This is a genomic window from Streptomyces noursei, from assembly GCF_016917755.1.
Taxonomy (GTDB): Bacteria; Actinomycetota; Actinomycetes; order Streptomycetales; family Streptomycetaceae; genus Streptomyces; species Streptomyces yunnanensis.
In genome coordinates this window covers 9,547,641-9,566,559 of record NZ_CP070326.1, presented here as the reverse complement: position 1 = coordinate 9,566,559, position 18,919 = coordinate 9,547,641, and the positions used below count along the sequence as shown (strand labels likewise).

The 18,919-nt window shown below is 66.2% G+C and carries 8 protein-coding genes and 1 pseudogene; 8 read left to right on the top strand and 1 reads right to left on the bottom strand.

Going from position 1 to position 18,919, the window contains the following annotated elements; genetic code table 11:
- Positions 1-71: 71 nt before the first annotated feature.
- The 4 genes from JNO44_RS44720 to JNO44_RS41700 all read left to right on the top strand — a co-directional run bounded on the left by JNO44_RS44720 (position 72) and on the right by JNO44_RS41700 (position 3,409).
- A complete protein-coding gene (locus JNO44_RS44720; protein ID WP_268826591.1) occupies positions 72-206 on the top strand; it encodes a hypothetical protein in 135 nt (44 codons plus the stop codon).
- Positions 207-576: 370 nt separating this feature from the next.
- Complete coding sequence (locus JNO44_RS41710; RefSeq protein ID WP_205369132.1) at positions 577-936, top strand: hypothetical protein; 360 nt, start codon at positions 577-579, stop codon at positions 934-936.
- Complete coding sequence (locus JNO44_RS41705; RefSeq protein ID WP_205369131.1) at positions 933-2,027, top strand: WXG100 family type VII secretion target; 1,095 nt, start codon at positions 933-935, stop codon at positions 2,025-2,027. The genes JNO44_RS41710 and JNO44_RS41705 overlap by 4 nt, the downstream gene beginning before the upstream one ends.
- Entirely contained in the window at positions 2,024-3,409 is a 1,386-nt protein-coding gene (locus tag JNO44_RS41700; RefSeq protein WP_205369130.1) for a hypothetical protein, read from the top strand. The genes JNO44_RS41705 and JNO44_RS41700 overlap by 4 nt, the downstream gene beginning before the upstream one ends.
- 324 nt (positions 3,410-3,733) lie before the next feature.
- Here the strand turns inward: JNO44_RS41700 and JNO44_RS44255 are convergent.
- Positions 3,734-3,910 (bottom strand): annotated as a pseudogene (locus JNO44_RS44255) (DUF5713 family protein); the annotation flags it as partial.
- 928 nt (positions 3,911-4,838) lie between these two features.
- On the opposite strand from JNO44_RS44255, the gene JNO44_RS41695 reads away from it, so the two are divergent.
- The 4 genes from JNO44_RS41695 to JNO44_RS41680 all read left to right on the top strand — a co-directional run bounded on the left by JNO44_RS41695 (position 4,839) and on the right by JNO44_RS41680 (position 18,782).
- Positions 4,839-15,134, top strand: coding sequence for a LamG-like jellyroll fold domain-containing protein (locus JNO44_RS41695; protein ID WP_420882729.1), 10,296 nt, complete (start codon positions 4,839-4,841; stop codon positions 15,132-15,134).
- A 31-nt stretch (positions 15,135-15,165) separates the two neighbouring features.
- On the top strand, positions 15,166-15,786 hold the full coding sequence (locus JNO44_RS41690) for an SMI1/KNR4 family protein (RefSeq protein WP_205369129.1): 621 nt from the start codon (positions 15,166-15,168) through the stop codon (positions 15,784-15,786).
- Positions 15,787-15,834: 48 nt separating this feature from the next.
- A complete protein-coding gene (locus JNO44_RS41685; protein ID WP_205369128.1) occupies positions 15,835-16,416 on the top strand; it encodes an SMI1/KNR4 family protein in 582 nt (193 codons plus the stop codon).
- A 713-nt stretch (positions 16,417-17,129) separates the two neighbouring features.
- Complete coding sequence (locus tag JNO44_RS41680) at positions 17,130-18,782, top strand: lytic transglycosylase domain-containing protein (protein WP_240167895.1); 1,653 nt, start codon at positions 17,130-17,132, stop codon at positions 18,780-18,782.
- Positions 18,783-18,919 lie beyond the last annotated feature (137 nt).

Here is an 18,919-nt window from a genome sequence, read left to right as displayed (position 1 = left end):
GGTGCAGCAATGAAAGGATAAAGGTGGGCCCATGGGGTCGCCATGGATGCCTCAACCAACAAGGAATCCTCGTGCGCCTCGGTCGCGGCATCGACCTGACCATGCTGGCCGAGGAACCGCAGGCCAGCGACATTGCCTTGGAGCTCCTCACCGGCGAACTCCAAGACTCACACGGCCCCTCTGGCGCCGTGTTCACCGCGCTGTAGGCCATGTCCGGCATGGAACGTGGAACGCGAGTACATCCGCGCCGCTCCCTCGAAGGCCGCGAGTCCGCCCGCCGGCATGGCCCGGAGCGCGGGCGTTGGGCCGACGGTCAGAGACCCCGACGCACTGGCCTGGTCGAGACTCGGATGGTGACACATGCCGGTGATGCGGGGCGAATTAACCAGTCGGCCAGCGGCTCGGAGGCCGCCTCGCCGGGCCCACTTGACGTCCGCTGCTCGCCACGCTGATCCCCTGGCCCGTATTAGGGGTCCGACAAGATCGCGACAAGGAGGAGCCCTGAGGGCCCTCTTGCCAATCACTGTGTCTCTAGGATTTTGGCGCCACCCTCGTACCTCGGTACCCATACATTCGGTGGACATCGGAGAGGACAGGAGGAGACTCGTGCCCAAAGGCGAGTCGTTAGTGGACGTAGAGGCTCTGTCCAAGTTAACGAAGAGCTTCGAAACCTACGGAACGGACCTGGAGAGCTATACCAAGGAATTCCGAGCGAAGACCGATGCCGAGGTGATTGACGACGGCTTCGGCGTCCTCACGGAGTCCGAGGAAGTCACCTCCGCATACACCGAGATATCCAATGACATGGTGGAGTCGCTGCACGCACTGCGGCAGCACCTCGACCACATCAGCCAGGGCCTGCACACGGTCCAGCAGAACGCCACAGGCACGGACACGTCCGTGGCCACCAGCTTCAGCCACGGGCGTGGCGCATGAGCGGTGACGAGTCCGTAGCGGAACAGGTCTACGAGGCCGGCCTGGAAATCATCAATCCCGGCGGCGATCCGGACGCCCTGCGCTCGGCCGCCAAAGGCTGGCGGGACCTCCACGAAAACCTCCAGACCATGTTCCGCGATCTGGACCGCGAGGTACAGCGGACCCTGGAAACCGGGTGGCGCGGGCCGGCCGCGGATTCCTTCGCGGAGCACTGGAAGAAACTCAATACGGCAATGGGAAAGACCCTGCCGCAATTACCCGAGGCGGCACACAGCCTCGACAAGGCTGCAGACGCCATTGAGGACATCAACAGGGAGATACACGAGATCTACCTGGAGATCGGCATCTCCATCGGTGTCTCCGTCGGTATGTCCTTTCTGACCATGGGCTTCTCGGCGGCTGCGGGGGCTGCCCGAGCCGCCCAACTTGCCGCTCGTGCAGCCAAACTCGCCAAGACACTCGGCACCATCCTGCGGAAGGTCAGCGAGGCCTTCAAAGTCATCTCCCGGCTGGCGAAGGAACATCGGTTCCTCAAGAACGTACTCGTCAACTGGGCCAGCAATACCGGTGGCACCGTCATCACCAACGCCCTCACCGGACAGGACACCAACCTGGGCGACGTTACCTGGCAAGGCGGGCTCTCCGCCGTCGCCGGTACCGGACCCGGGCTCGCCGTCGCCCGTAAACTAGGGAAATTGGGTCGGCCGTTGGCGGGTGACCTACTGGGCGGCGCCGCCGGGAGCATCACCGGTGGGCTCGCCGTCGATGGGGCGAAGAACCTCGACGGCAACCCGCAGGACCACGTCAGCGGGCTCGACATGCTCTGGGACGCCGGAGTCAACGGGGCTGGTGGCGCAGTGGCGGGCGGTGCCGTGCACGGCGCGAACAGGCACCTGCCACCCGGGCGGGAGGGCCCGCATTTCCCGATCGAGGGCCCGGCCCAGGGAATCATCTACGGCGGTGCCGGGGCCATCGCCAAACCGCTGCACGACGTCATCCTTCCCAACGGCGGACAGAGCGAGGCCACCGGTACACCACAAGGGCCGAATAAGGATCCGAAGGAGGGATCAGTGAAGGACGTATTCGGGTGAGGGAACGCGATGCGGGGACCACTCTGGCCACGGCGGTGGCCTGGGGCGGTGCCGCTGCATTCCTGATCTGTCTGCTGGTACGCAAGGTGGCCCCGTATCCCCGCTGGGATCTGCTGGCCTGCCTGGCGGTGTCCGCCGGAGCGGTCCTGGTGTGGTGGCTGCGGGCGAGTAGACGCCCGGTACCCGCCGGCCTGGCGAAGCCGGACCCGGACCGGCCTGGCCCGGCGGGACGGCGACGGACCCGTTGGTGGCCCGAAAGACGCCTCGAACTTGTCCTGCTCGCCCTGACGGCATTGCCGCTGCCGCTCGTCATGCTGCTCCTCTCCATGACGGCGAGCACACCCCAGGTGGCCACGATCCTCGCTCACCACCCGCGCATCTCGGATACGACGGTCAGGCAGGTCCACCACTCGTACCTGAAGAACGGCAGGAACTACAGGTACTACGAGTCCGCGGTCACGGTCACGATCGTGGCCACCGCCCGATCCGGGGAAGAGATGCCACAGCTCAAGGGAACGGTGCAGACCCCCCAACCGCCGCACCCGGGCGACCGGTTCCCGGGCCTGTACGCCGCGGACGCCCCCACCGCCGGGGTAATCCTGGACAGCCGCGCTGAGCTGCGCGCAGTCCTCGGCGGGCCCGCGGGGTCGCGTGACCTGGTGATACTGGCCATCTACAGCCTCATTCCCCTGGGGACTGCCGTAGCGGCCCTACGCACCCGGGCCGCCCCACAAGCCTCGGACGGAGTGTTCGACAACAACGACGAAACCCGAATGCTCCGGGTCCGGATCGCCGGGGCCAGCGCCGGCAACCATCTCAGGCGCCCCACCATCCGCGGCACCCCGAAGCAACCAGGGTCAGTCCTGAAGCCCTCACTGCGCCTTGCCGCACCGAGCGGAAACCGTGACCTGCTGCTCGACCGGTGCCTCGACCCCGTCCCGCTCGCGGACACGCTCAAAGATGCCCAAGGCCACGTGTATTGGACCCCCAGGGTGGAAGACCGCCCGGAATGGTCCACCCCTGCCCTGCTCATCCTGGACAACGGTCGATACGTGCGGGGAGCAATGCCCATCGGTACACCCGGGGAAGCCCCGCCGGGTGTACCGGTCACCGGCCCCCTCCCCGATCTGGAGACGAACAGCCCGGTCGGCCCCTACGTACTGTGGCAGCCGCACATACACAAGCCGGGAGTCATCTGCTTCGGGGCCGCCTTCCTCGCGGTGGTCCTTCTGGCGTCAGGAGTGGGATCCGGCGACGGGTTGATGCGCACCGCCTGCCTACTTGTCGCCGCGGCCGGGCCGTTCGTGGGTGTCCTGGCCATCGAGCGTCGACGCGAGCACTATTTGCGCGATCTCCTGCAGCAGAATCATCAGCCGCCATGACGGAGAGGGCCGTTGGGGGCGTAGCAGTCGGGACATAGAAGGGGATGTTCGCGGGTGAGTGGTCGTCAGCACGACTCGGCTGCGTGAAGGCAGACCTTGCCAACCTTCTCAACGAGGACGAACGGGCTGACACGGCTGCGGAACTCCACGGCCACGTCGGAAGGAGTCACGATCCCGCAGACTCGGTGGGCGTCGTCGCGGACGAGCAGGTAGCCGTGCTTCTCGATGTGCGGCAGACATCGAGAAGGTGCTCGCTGGCTGCCGCCTCAGGGGCTGGGATCACCGCGTCCGACAGTCGTGCATCGGGGTTGATGAGAAGCGCCTGGCCTGGGTGAGTGCATACAGGGCCTCCAGATCCGACGGCCGCTCAGCCTCAATCCGCTCGCACAGTCGCAGCAGGATTGCCCTGCCCTGGTCGACGACGTGATCGGGGAAGTACGTGTCTGTGTACATCTGCCGCAGAAACGCGTGCCCTGCAACCTGCTGGTTTGTGGGCGGCATGGCGCTTCCCCATCCCCGTAGAAGAACTGACGCGCCGATCATGCACCACGCCACTGACAACGACCCCGCCCACGCATGCCAGACCGCGTGGGACCAGCGCTTTCACAACAGGCCCTCTGGTCGAGGGTGCCCCAGCGCCCGGCTTTGTGGCACGCCATGTGGGTGCAGGTGTGCAGGGCGACAGCCGACCGGATAGGTGCTGACGATCACGTCAGGGCAGGTCGCGTAGCAAGCCTTTGTCACCGCCACTGCAGCGACCCTGACCATCCGGATCCGTGCATGACCGCCCAGACAAGCTCTGGGCAATCACCTGAACCGGATTGGGTGCAGCCCGCAAACCAAGGTGGTCACCGCAATCCCTCCCGTGCCTGGTCGTGCGCTCGCATCGAGCACGTTGCAGGGCGCCCGCACCCCCGCCCGGTGCTCGCGCTGAGAGGGGCGGCGCAGCGAAGAAGCGGGGCACCTCTCGTCTCATTTGGTCACTTTGTCAAGTGATGGGGCGTCACGGTGTCGTAAAGATCCGTAAGGTTCCCGTTCTGACTTTCTGTGAGATTTGCAAAGAAGCCTCCAAGTGTCATAGACATTGATCGTTTTTGGCTTTCTGTGGGGGCTTTCTGTGCGTTGTGTGCGCTATGTCGCAACTCTCCTTGTGTTCGTGCTCGCCGTGCTGTGTGGCACGGAGCAGGCCGCGTTGGCGTTGGCCAAGTGGGATCGGACTCGTTCGTTGTTCTCGGATGTGCCGGAGCAGCGGTGGGGTTCGGCTGACGGCAGGGGACACCAGGCGTCGGCTGCGGACACCCGCGCGCATGCCGGCGGTGGTCGTGCCGGGGCGTTGGAGGCCCCTGGCCAGCTGCCGGCAGAGCAGAAAGCTCCTGGCAAAGACATGCTGACCGGCAAGAAGCTAGGAGCTACCGCCGCGCCGCCTGCCATGGATCCCGCCGAGCAAGTCGAGGCGCCTCCCGTGCCCGAGCCCAAGGGGTTTGATGCCGCGTCGAGCCAGGAGGTCGTGGACGAGCGGGCGCGCCAGCAGCGTACGTACCGCAATGAGGACGGTACGTACACGACGCGTTTCTACGACGAGCCGGTCAACTTCCAGACGAGGGACGGGAAGTGGCAGGAGATCGACTCCACGCTGACCCGCCGTGAGTCCCCGGCAGGACCGCGAACCATGAGTGCCGAAGCCCCGGGTTGGCAGACCCGGTCGACGGAGACCGGCATCGCCTTCGCCGGTCATGCGGACGCCGCGCCGGTGTTGACGATGGATGTCGGTGAGGGACACGCGATCGGCTACGGGGTCGAAGGTGCCGCGCACCACGCGGGCGCTGTGGACGGTGCGCTGGTCGCCTATCGCGACGTGCGGCCGGATGCGGACCTGGAGTACCTCGCGAGCAGTGACTCGGTGAAGGAGACTCTTGTCCTCAAGGGCAAGGAGGCGCCTACCGAGTGGCGTTTCCCTCTGGACACACGTGGGCTGACTGCGAAGCTGGACGAGCATGGCGGGGTCGCGTTCACGGACAAGGACGGTCGTGAGCGGGCCTGGATGCCGCCGGGCTGGATGGAGGACTCAGCCCTCGACGAGCATGGGAACCAGGGTGAGGTCTCCTCCGGTGTGCACTACGGTCTGGAGGACAAGGACGGCCGACAGACTCTGGTTGTCTCCCTGGACAAGGAGTGGCTGACCGCACCGCAGCGGGTCTTCCCGGTGAAGGTCGACCCGTCGGTCAAGGCGCTTGCCGCCACGTCCGGTACGTATGTGCAGTCCCCGTACGACCAGAACTTCTCCAGCGACACCATCCTCAAGGTCGGAACCTACGACGGCGGTAAGCACAAGGCGGCGTCCTTCCTGCGCTTCAACGGTGTGGAGTCGGAGCTGAAGAACGCCTGGGTGCTCGGCGCGCGGCTGTCGCTGTACAACACCTGGTCCTACTCGTGCAGCGCACGTCCGGTGACAGTCCATCCCATCACCTCCAACTGGGAAGAGAAGAGCACCAAGAAGTACCCCGGGCCGGCCACCGGGCCGTCGCTGGCGTCGCAGAGCTTCGCGCATGGCTGGCGACCGGCAGGGACCAACAACTGGGCGTGTGGTCCGGCTTGGGAGAGCATTGACCTGGGAACAGCCGGCAGCAGGCTCGTGGACGACTGGACACACGGTCGCAAGAAGAACTATGGGCTGGCGGTCAAGGCGTCGGAGTCCGACTCCCGGGCGTGGAAGCAGTTCGGGTCGGACAACTACCCCAACGGCAAGCCCAGCCTCGACGTGACGTGGGACAAATACGGGGCCGCGTACAAGGCCGGCGCCTTCACCAAGCCGGTGACCGCCACCTCTGAAGGCGCGATGAAGGTCACGGTCACCAACCAGGGGCGTGACACCTGGGGCAGGACCAGCAAGTACAAGCTGCGCTACGACCTGTTCGATGCCAAGGGCAAGCGCCTCAACGACGATGCCAAAGTCCGCTGGACCGCGATGCCCCGTGACGTCAAGCCGGGGGAGAGCGTGACACTCGACGCCGCGATCGCCCCGATGGCGCCCGGGACCTACACGCTCGTGTGGACGATGGAGGACGTCGGCACCATTCGCTTCACCGATCGGGGTGTGCCGGGTGTCGCCATCAAGTTCTCCGCCGCCAACATCCCGCCGCAGCTCACAGCCGAATCACCGGGAAGTGGGGGCATCCTGCCCTCGCTGACGCCCACGCTGTGGGCCGCGGGCAAGGATCACGACCACTATCCGAGCGGCTCGCTCCAGTACTCCTTCGAGGTGTGCGAGGTCGAAGGCAAGGACGCTCGCAAAAACTGCCGTACGGGACCGCGTGCTGCCTCCCAGCAGTGGTCGGTCCCCGGCGGCTGGCTGTCCTGGGGCAAGAACTACGCCTGGTACGCCTACGTCTATGACGGCAAGGACACCTCCACTCGCCCCAATCCGGCGTTCTTCAGCACCCAGGTGCCGCAGCCCGCTGTGACTGGTTACCTCGGCGGCGACGCCGGCCGTGAATTCGGCGCGCGTGCCGGTAACTATTCGACGGCCGCGACCGACGCCGCGGTGTCCACCGTCGGGCCCGAGCTGGCGGTGACCCGCACGTACAACTCCCTCGACCCACGCACCGACAACGTCTTCGGCGCGGGCTGGTCGACCCGCTGGGACATGCGGGCTCTGCGCGAGGACACCGGTGACGTGGTCGTCACGCTCGCCAACGGCAGCCGGGTGCGGTTCGGCCGCAACACCGACGGCAGCTACGCCGGTCCGGCCGGAGGCAAGGGAAGCCTCACCCAGACCAAGGACGGCGGCTGGGTACTGCGGGACAGCTCGGCCACCCTGTACTCCTTCGACTCCGCCGGACGTCTGACGAAGATCACGGACGGCGCCGGGCGGGAACAGCACCTGACATACGCCGACGGCAGGCTGGCTCAGGCCAAGGACGCGCTGTCGGGGCGGGCTCTGGCCTTCACCTGGAAGGACGGCCGGGTCGCCTCAGTCACCACGAATGAGGTCGGTGGCGGAAAGCCCGGTCTCACCTGGACCTACAGCTACTCCGGAGGCCGCCTGGAGAAGGTCTGCGCACCGGATTCCGGCACCAAGTGCACGGTGTACGAGACCGCCGACGGCTCGCTGTACCGCAGCGCCGTCCTGGACCGTAACCCCGTCTCGTACTGGCGACTTGGTGAGACCGAGGGTTCGGTTGCCAAGAGTGCGGCACCCTCACGTACGGGGCTCAACGACGCCCTCTACCGAGACGTGCGGCTCGGCAAAAGCGGTGCGCTGGCTGCCACCAGCGACGTGGGTGCGGAGTTCGACGGTGACAACTCCTACGTCGAGTTGCCCGAGGACACCCTGCGGACCTCCACCTTCCTGACCACCGAGCTGTGGTTCAAGACGACCAGCCCCGGCGTGCTGGTCGGCTTCCAGGACGGACGGCTCGACGAAGGGCAGTCCGGTGACTGGGTACCGCCGTTGACGATCGACAGGGACGGAAAGCTGCGCGGACAGTACTGGACCGGCAAGGTCGAGACGATCGTCAGCAAGTCCGCGGTCACGGACGACGCTTGGCATCACGCGGTACTGACCGGCGCGGGCACCACACAGTCGCTCTACCTCGACGGCGAGCTCGTCGGTTCGCGCACGGGTCCGATCGACCACCGGAACATGTCGTACGCCTACCTGGGTGCCGGCTTCTCCAGCCCGGGCTGGGGAACGTCCGACGGCGTGCACCACTTCAGGGGCAGCATGGACGAGGTCGCCATCTACCACCACGCGCTGGACGCGGCAGCAGTGGCCGAGCACTACGCGGCCCGCAAGGCCGTCGGCCAGATGACCAAGGTCACCTTGCCGTCGGGCCGAGTCCACGCCAAGGTCGCGTACGACAGCGGCACCGGGCGGGCGACCGAGATCACCGACCGCAACGGCGGTACCTGGAAGGTCTCAGCTCCGGCCTACTCCGCCGGCTCGACGGCTTACGCCGCTGCCGTGCGCAAGTCAGGACCGGCCGGCTACTGGAGGCTTGGCGAGCGCAGTGGCGCCAGTGCCACCAATGAGATCGGCGATGGCGGCGACGGCTCCTACGTCGACGGTGCCAAACTGGGCGGAGCCGGAGCCTTCGCAGACGGCGACGACGGTGCTCTGACCCTGGACGGCACCCGAAGCGCGGTGGAACTTCCCACGGACGCCTTCCAAAAGGGCGGCCCGATGTCGATCGAGATGTGGTTCCGGGCGGAGCAGCCAGGCGTCCTGTTCGGCCTTCAGGACAAGGAGCTAGGGCAAACGCCCTCACAGTGGAACCCCAGCCTGCTGGTCGCCGCTGACGGCAAGCTGCGGGCGCAGATATCGGGCGGTGGAAAGAACGACCCGATCGTCTCCCCACAGAAGGTGACCGACGGTAAATGGCACCATGTGCTCCTGGCTGTCCAGGACTTCGGACAGGTGCTCTACCTGGACGGTGAGTCCGCCGGCTTCAAGAACGGAGCCGTGAAGCCGCAGACAGCGAAGTACGCGTACATCGGTGCCGGTTTCTCCAGTCCGGGCTGGGACGGAATAGAGGGCAACAAGACCCGCTACCTCACCGGTGAGGTGGATGAGGTCGCCTTCTACTCCTACGCCGTACCCCGGGTGGAGGTGACCGGGCACTACCTGGCCCGCAACGGTCTGGTATCCGGCAGCGGTGCTGCATACCAGGGGATCGTCACCGCGGACACGCCCAGTGCCTACTGGCGACTGGACGAGATGGACGGGGACAAGGCGCACAGCCGCACGGCGGTGCACGATGGCACCGGCCGCTACATCAACGCTCAGCAAGGCGTCTTCGGCATCTTCGGTACCGCCGACAACTACGGGACCCGTCTCTCGGGCAACGGTGCAGTGGAGGTTCCCTTCGAGCGGCTGGTCAAGGCCCCGGACATCTCGGTGGAACTGTGGTTCCGCACGGACAAGCCGGGAGTGCTGTTCGGCTTGCAGGACAAGAAGTTGGGCGAGACCCCGTCGAAGTGGAACCCCAGCCTGCTGATCGACCCGCAGGGCAAACTGCGCGGCCGCCTGTGGACCGCCGCGTCGCCGACCGGCATCATCTCGCCCGGTGCGGTCACCGACCGCCAGTGGCACCACGTCGTCCTCGCCGGCTCGGGCAACGGCCAGTCGATGTACCTCGACGGCACCAAGGTGGGCTCGCTCGACGGCGAGGTCAAGCCGCAGTCGACGAACTACGCCTACTTCGGGGCGGGCTACTCCAACAGGGGCTGGGACGGCCAGGACAAGGCCGGCACCCAGTACTTCACCGGTGAACTGGACGAGATCGCGGTCTACCCCAAGACGCTGACCGAGGACCAGGTCGCCCGGCACTACCAGGGCCGGCAGCTCTCCGGCTTCTCCGCGCTGACGTCGACCGTCTCGGTCACCGACCCGCAGGGTCGCACCAGCAGCGTTTCCTACGACGCCCTGCGCGGCCAGCGCCCGGTGTCTGCCGTAGACACCGACGGCGGACGCACCACCTACGCGTACGACACCGGCGGCTTCCTGCACACCGTGACCGACCCCAACGGGCACACCACGGTCACCGGTCACGACGTGCGTGGAAACACCGTCTCCAGGACCACCTGCCGAGACGCCGACTCCTGCTGGACCTCCTTCACCGACTACTACGTCAACGATCAGGACCCGCTGGACCCGCGCAACGACAAGGTGGTGGCGGTACGGGACGCCCGTTCCTCCACCGCCAAGGACGACCGCTACAAGACGGCAATCAGTTACACCGGGCACGGCCTGCCCGACAAGACCGTGTTCGCGGACGGGCGGACCTCGGCCACCACATACACCACCGGCAAGGAAGCGGCCGAGGGCGGCGGCACCATACCTGCCGGTCTGGTCGACAGCCAGACCGCCCCTGACGGCGGGGTCACCCGCTTCGGCTACTACGCCAACGGTGATCTGGCCCAGTCCACCTCGCCGTCCGGCCTGATCACCCGGTACGCCTACGACGGGCTCGGCCGCAAGCTCTCCGAGACCCAGATATCGGACACCTTCCCCAAGGGCGTCACCACGACCTACGCACACGACAACCTCTCGCGCGTGGTGTCGGAGACGGGCACCGGCGTCAAGAACGAGATCACCGGCGTCACCCACACCGCAAGGGTCAACCGCACGTTCGACCCGGATGGCAAGCTGCTGACCGAGTCCACCGAGGACACCACGGGCGGCGAGGCCACCCGCACCACGACCCACCACTACGACACACACGGACGCCTGGAACGCACCACCGACGCCGAGGGGAACGACACCACCTACGCGTACGACGCGTTCGGGCGGATCGACCAGCAGCAGGACGCGGTCGGCACCACCTTCGCCTACACCTACACGCCACGTGGTCAGCACGCCGCCACCGTGCTCAAGGACTGGCAGGGTGACCCCTCCGGCAAGCCGCGCGACCTGACCGTGGTCTCCAACTCCTACGACCCGGCAGGCCGACTGGCCGAGACCACTGACGCGATGGGTGCCACCACCGCGTTCACCTACTACGACGACGACCTGCCCGCGGCCGTCACGGCCAAGGACGTAGTGCAGGCCGACGGCAACAAGCACGACATCGTCTTGGAGAAGAGCCACTACGACGGCGCGGGCAACCTCACCGCACAGATCACTGGCGGCGGCCGGACCACGGTCACCCGCGAGGTGGACTCCGTGGGCCGTACCACCCGCAGCGTGCTCGACCCCAAGGGCCTCAACCGCTGGACCACCTACGGCTACGACCAGGGCGGTCGACTCGTCGAGGAGAAGACCCCGCTGGCAACCAAGCGCGTCACCTACGACACGGCGGGCAATCCGGCGACCGAGACCGTCGACGACGGGAAACGCCAGGTCACCAGCCGGTACGCCTATGACCAGCGTGGTCTCCTGGTGTCCTCGGTGAGCCCGCGCGGCTCGGAGGAGGGCGCCAAGGCCGAGGAGTTCACCACCCGCGTCCGCTACGACGAGCTGGGCCGCCCCGTGGAGAGCATCTCCCCGCAGGTACAGGCCGAGCAGGGCGGTGCGGCGGCCAAGGCCGTCAAGCCGACCACGCTCACCGGCTACAACGCCTTCGGCGAGGCCACGGCGACCCGCGACCCGAACGGCGCAGTCACCCGCACCGAAGTCGACCGGCTCGGTCGTGCCACGGCCGTCACGCTGCCCGACTACACCCCGCCGGGCGGCCAGAAGATCACCGCGGTCCAGCGGACGGCATACGACGGCGTCGGTCGTATCACCTCCACAACCGACCCATTGGGGCGGGTTATCGGGTACGCCTACGACCAGTTCGGCCACCTCACCGGCAAAACCCTCCCCATGCAGCAAGCGGTCGCCGGTCTGCCGCAACTCAACGACAAGAGCAGCTGGTTCAAGTCGACCACCGGCGGTCTGCCGCAGATACCCGAAAAGGCAAACTGGTTCACCTGGACCCCCACCGGCCTGCCGCTGTCGGCCACCGACCCCAACGGCGCACGCGTAGAGGCCACCTACGACGGGCTCGGCCGCAAGCTGACCTCGACCGTCGTCGAACGCAGCGCTCCCGAGCACAACCTGACAACCCGACTTGCTTGGGACGACGCGGGGAACCAGACCGCATCCACCAGCCCGGCGGGCCGCACCACCAAGGCCACCTACAACACGGCCGGAGAGCCGGTGGAGATCACCGATCCCGCGGGCGGCACGACGAAGTTCGGCTATGACGCACTGGGGCGCCGGAGTGAGACCACCGACGCCACCGGCCGCAGGAGCACCACACAGTACGACGGCCTGGGCAACGTCACCGGCACCACCGACTACGGCACCGGCACCCAGCCGGTGCGTTTGACTAGCGCCCAGTACGACGCCGACGGGAACCGTGTCGCCGTCACCACGGCGTCCGGCAGCACGAGCAAGTTCGCCTATGACGCGCTGGGCCGAATAACCAGCCAGACCGAACAGACCGCTGACGACAAATCGATCAACACCGGCTTCGGCTACGACGCGGCCGGCAACCGCACGCGCATGACCGACGGCCGCGGCAACACCACCACGTACACCTTCACCTCCGTGGGGCTGCCCGAGTCCACCATCGAGCCCGCCACCAAGGCCCACCCCAAGGCAACCGACCGCACCTGGACCACGGTCTACGACGCGGCAGGCCAGGACATCACCGAGTTGCTGCCAGGCGGCGTGGCGCGACACCGCGCCTTCGACCTCTCCGGACGACTGATCAAGGAGACCGGTCAGGGAGCGGAAGCCACCACCAACGACCGCATCCTGGAATACGACCTCGGCGGACGCCTCACCGCTGCGGGCACCGGCGATGGGCAGGACCGCAACACCTACAACTACAACGACCGCGGTCAACTCCTCTCGGCGGAAGGCAAGGGCGGCAAGTCCACCTACGCCTACGACGCCGACGGCAACATGATCTCCCGCATCGACGCTTCCGGAACGACCGCCTTCACCTACGACAGCGCAGGACGGCTGAGCCTGACCCAGGATGCCTTGACCGGTGCACGATCCCAGGTGTCCTACGACGCCGCAGGGCGCATCACCCAGGAGCAGTTCGCCACGCGTACGCCTTCCTCCGGTGACAACTGGACCGACGGCGCACGCCGCAGCAACAGCTACGACGTCCTGGGCCGACTGACCGAAGACAAGATCACTGCGCCCGATGGCAAGAGCGAGGTCATTGCTACGAGCTACGGCTACGACCTCGAAGACCGTCTGACGGCAAAGACCACTCGCGGCATCGCAGGCGCCGGCACCAACGCCTACGGCTACGACAAGGCAGGCCGCCTGACTTCCTGGACCGCGAGTGGCACCACCACCTCCTACACCTGGGACGCGTCGGGCAACCGCATCGCGGCGGGCGGAAGCACAGCCACGTACGACGAACGCAACCAACTGCTCACACAAGGAGACACCGCCTACGGCTACACGCCCCGCGGCACTCTCAGCTCCGTCAACTCCGGCAAGGGCACACCCCGTCACCTCACCCACGACGCCTTCGAACGCCGGATCACCGACGGCGACACCGAGTACGCCTACGACGCACTGGACCGTGTCACCCGGCGTGGAGACACTGCCTTCACCTACGACGGCGGTTCCAACAACCTGGTCGGTGACGGCGCCCACGTCTACAGCCGCACCCCGGGCGGCAACTTGCTGGCCACATCCGACGGCAAGACCGAAGCTCAACGTGCCTTGACCGACCGTCACACCGACGTGGTTGCGGGCCTCACCCCGGACGGTTCGAAGGTCACCGGCTCCGCCTCCTACGACCCCTTTGGCACCGTCACCGCCAAGGCCGGCACCGCCTCCTCACTCGGCTACCAGTCCGGCTGGACCGACCCCACCAGCGGCGACATCAACATGGCCGCCCGCTGGTACCAGCCCGGCACCGGCGCCTTCGCCTCCCGCGACACCTGGCAGCTGGACCCCACACCGTCGGTCAAGGGCAACCGGTACACGTACGGCGATGCCGATCCGCTCAACTCCACCGACCCGACAGGCCACTTCATTCCGCTCGTGATCGGCGGCGGCATCGCGCTGGGAGACGCCATTGGCTGGGGAGTCCTAGGAGGCGTCGTCACCGGCGGTGTGGCCGTGATCACCGACCAGTGGTCCCGAAACCACACGCCCGGCGTCACCGGCAGCTACCGCCCCACCATGGCCTGGGACACCATCGCCTCCACCAACCCCCTGGCCGGACAGGCCGACTACTGGACCCAGTGGTCTCGTGGCCACGAATCCATCGTGTCGACCCCCGGCTACAGGGGCGGTTACGCCACTACGTACCCCGGATCTCGTCGCTGGCGCTCCTGGAGCAACTACGGGACACGTGGCCGCACCATGCTGCGGACCAAGGCCCGCCCCGTCCGCCCGCCGCGCCCGCCGATCCCGCAGAACCCCAACCGCGGCAAGCACCCCAAGCCGGCCCCGAACCGCCCTACTCCGAAGCCGGATTGGGACCCCGGCAGTGGTCAGTGGAAGCCGGGCGACGGCTGGAACGTCGTCCTCGGCGCCCTCCAAATGGTCGACATGCTGGGCGATCAGCAGTACACGCCGGACGCGCTGCCCAGCCCCCAGCCGGCGCCGGGTGCAGGCCCCGGTGGTGACGATTCGAGCCGTGACCGACGCGACTGCCGCAGAGCCGGCAGTGGTTGGATCGACCCCAGTCCCCTGGACTCGGCCAATGGAAACCGTGCTACCGGTGTAGAGGCGTGCCTGGACTCGGCGTACATCGCCGACCACCCCGGATCTAGCACAGCGCCGAAGCAGATAGCCCCTCCCGGATACACCTGGGCCAGGAGTACGGCTGGATACCTTGGGAACCGACCTCCTAGTTCGTGGGTCAACGCCTGCCACCTGATTGCCGCTCAGCTCGGTGGTGACGGGAAGGATCTGCGGAACCTGTCGACGTGCGCACGTTCGGCAAACGCGACCCGGGTCGCCGCGGACGATCCGGGCAATCCGGAACGCATGAGCACATACGAGCACTTGATCAACAAGGCGATCAATAATGAAGGGCAGGTCGTGCACTATCAAGTCACGCCGGATTACGCTGGCAATCGAACCGTGCCCACGGGATACAAGATGGTCGCTCGGGGAGTTAAACCGGACGGCACCCCGGGCATATATTTGAATAAGTTCGTACCCAACGAGATGTTCAGCAACAAATTTGGGGACTGGCGAAACATCGGGCGAATCTCTCTCGGTGGTAATCCAGTTCCTGTTGGTGCAATCCCGTGACGAAGATGCAGATGGGCGGAATCGTAACGCTATGACAGATAATTCTTTTCAGCGGTTGACGGAAATCATGCCACCGCACGCTGGCGCCGGCGACGTGGTTGACTGGGTAGCCGCTCAGGCCGTGCTGGGAATTTCACTTCCGCAAGATTATCGAGATTTCGTTACCACGTACGGTGCGGGTGCGATCAGCGACGCCTTGTTCGTCTTCAGCTCTCTGCCAACAGAGCCGAAATCCCGAACCGTGGGTCGATTGCCGGATTCTGCTTTGCAGGCCCCCGAGATGCATGACTGGCAGTCGCCCGGAGTGGGCGCCCGCCATCGCCTGACGGACATGCTCGTGTGGGGAGAGACCGATGGAGCGGACGCACTGTGCTGGCTAACCGTCGGAGACTCGCCGGAGGAATGGCCGGTGGCTGTGTGGGCCCGGCATGGTGGTGGATGGGAGATCTACCGCTGCGGCATGGTGGCGTTCCTGCTGAAGATCTTCCGGGCGGACTTCGCTGAATGCCCACTGAGCAGCACATCATTGTGGGGTGACTCCGCGCCGCACTTCCTTCATTGGCGGGAGGAAGACCGTCTTCGCGAAGCCGGACTCGACCCTTGGACCGGTGAACCGGATCCGTTTGCTGGAATGGATTTGGAATTCGACTGACTGTTCCTGGCGACTGTGCGGCCACAGAACGAAAACCAATGCCTTGAGATGGTGTTCGCCATGCTGGGGGAACCTGCGTGGTGCTACGCCGACCCCGAGGCGTGGGCAGCTTTGGAGGAAGAGCTGGGCGTCGCGCTACCCAACGACTACAAGCGCATCATCGACAGCTACGGACCGGTTGAGCTCAACGGCCATCTCAGTCTTGAGCACCCGGCCACGGAGAGGTGGAACCTCGCGGAACAGATGCGCGGCACCGCACAGGTGTGGTCCGAAGTGTCATGGGAAGACGTCGACCTAGAGCCTGATCCGTGTTCTTCTCTGGGCATACCAGAAATTCGGTTCGGGACTCCTGATGGGCTGATTCACGCGGTGAGCACGAATGGCGGTGAGGCCGTATTCCTGGGTAAGGGAGTGATCAGGCGGAATTGGCGGATCTTCGTTGCACTGGATGACGAGTTCTACGAATACGACATGTCGTTCTCCGAGTGGCTGTATCGCTACCTCATCGGCGAGAACATGACCGGTCCCTACAGTTCAGCCCCCGTTCCGGGGCCTGTAAAGCTTGAGAGTCTGCCCATGAGCGCTGATGACACTCCGATCACCTGGTATGGACCGCACAGGGGAATGTGATCCGAGGTCGGTGGGCCCCGCCTGGCCGACAATAAAGGTGGACCTGGCGCTAGGCGGGGTTGGTCGCTCGATTGCTGAGCTGCCCTCCGCTCCAGTCCTCCTGCCCTTCGTGTTGGAAGGGGACGGTAGATGAGGCGTTACGTTACGCCGATCCGTCTTCCCGTACCCGGAAACCGGACTTTCGGCCCTTCGCCCACTCTGCATTTTTGTTGTCCTTTGTGGAATTTCTCGTCCGCCGAGTGGCGCACTCCTCGGAGGCGGAGTCGCAAGTCAGATCCAATAGAAGTGATCCCCGTGCTCAGGCGTGAAAGGTTCCTTGGGGGCGCCCTGTGAGAATTTCGAAAGGTGAATGTAATCTGCGATAAGGGAGTGAGTGACTCTAGAGTGCTTTAAGCGTGATAACTTCTTGAAGCGCCCTTTTGGGCTATTTCTCTGCGACCGTGTTGTCGCCGCATGTCTGTTGTCAAGGAAGTCCTGTTGATGCTTGAGGCCCGCAGAGCGTCGGCCACTCGCAGTAGCATCGCGGCTACCGCCTCTGGGGCCCTCAACTCTCCTTGCATCACCCCGAGTCGAGGACCCGCTTACCTGTGAAAACGCCGTCCGCTCTGTCATCCATCCTCTCCGTGTTGATGGCCCGTCGGGTGCGTCAGGGGCTGTGCGTCTGTGCCCTGGCCGCTGGCCTGACTACCGCTTCTGCGATCAGCCCGCTTCCGGTGGCCGGCCCGCCGAGTGCCGATGCCCGCGATTCCGGTCCCGATGCGAACGCGCCACAGGCCCAGCCCCGTGGCGTACCCGACCTCGACCTGCCCAACCGTCCACGTAAGGGACAAGAAAGCCCTGCGCAAGGGCCAGAGGCCGAGTTCGGCACCGAGGGGAGTACGGGTATACCCGCCACTGCCCTGGACGCTTATAAGAAGGCCGAGCAGACGCTGAGCAGCGCCCGTCCGACGTGCCATCTGCCCTGGCAACTGGTCGCCGGCATCGGCCGTGTCGAGTCGGTCCACGCCTCCGGCTATGGTCTGCGTACCGACGGTTCGACCGCGAAGCCGATCCGCGGTCCGCGGCTGGACGGGAAGCAGTTCGCGCTGATCCGCGATACGGACGGCGGTCGTTGGGACGGCGATGCCGAGTTCGACCGGGCCATCGGCCCGATGCAGTTCATCCCTTCTACCTGGGCGACCCAGGGAGCGGACGGCAACGGTGACGGCGTCAAGGACCCCAACAACATCTACGACGCGGCGCTGGCCACCGGCCACTACCTTTGTGCCGGCGGCCGAGACCTGAACCGCTCAGCCGACCTGGACAAAGGGATCCTCAGCTACAACAACTCCCGTGAGTATGTGAACGCCGTACGGGAGTGGATGCGCACGTACCAAGGCCGCGAGGTCACCGCAACACCGGATGACGCACCCGCCGTTCCTCACCGTCCCGACCCGGCAGAGCCCAGCGCTCCGGCGATCAGGAAACCGCTCCGCAGGGCCGAGATGGAAGGTACCAGTCGCCCCCAGGCCCGAAGGGAACACATACCGGAACGGTCGATAACTCCCGGCCCCAGCAAGCCCGTTCCGCCGCACCCGACCATCAAGCCTGCCAAGAAGCCTGCCCCTGCACCGGGCCCGGACACCGGAGCGGACCACCGCATGGTCATCCGCTTGGAACGCATCGGAGACGAAAGCCTGGGAGAGCGGATGACAGGCGAGACGTTCGCGCGGCGGCCGCAGGTGCGGGCCCTCGACGCCCACGGACACCCCGTCGCCGGCATCAAGGTGACCTATCGCGTCACCGAAACTGGCGCGGCGCACTTCGCGGACCACGCCACCAGCACAACCGTCAGCACGGACGGTCGAGGCATCGCCACTGCGCCCGCCGTATGGGCCGGTGACCGCCCCGGACGCGCCCTCCTCACCGCAGCCGTCCCCGGGAAGCAGAGCCCCGCTGCCATCACCTTCATCGCGATCGTCTGGCAAGCGGCCGAGCCTATGGCCGACCGTCTGGAGCTCCTTCCCCCCAAGCCTGTACCGGCCAACACCAACGGCCGGTTCCCCGATCTCCCACAGGTGCGGGCGACGGCCCGCAACAAGCCAACCCCGGGTATCCGCCTCACCGCCACCCTGCTCCACGGCGCCCTCGAGCAGGAACAGGCCCAAGAGAGCACGTACGGCCCCTACTTCAAGAACGAGCACGGCGACCCCGTCCGCACCCTCGTCCTCCCGCCTACCGACTCCGCGGGCCGGCTCGACCTCCCGCAGCTCTTCACCGACGAGCACCCCGGGAACTACACGCTCCGCCTCGCCACCCCCGAGGGCGTCACCTTGGACATCCCCCTCACCGTCGGAGCAACAGGTACTGACGGGCTCGCGACCTGAGACGGATGGGAATCCGGTGCTACCGGATTCCCACTTCGTCCGCATGTGGCGATGTCGCCCGTGGAGGAAGCACGTCGTACCGCATGCCGACCGTCAAGACCGGTTCCGTTGGCGGAGCCGCTGCACGCAGTGTGCGC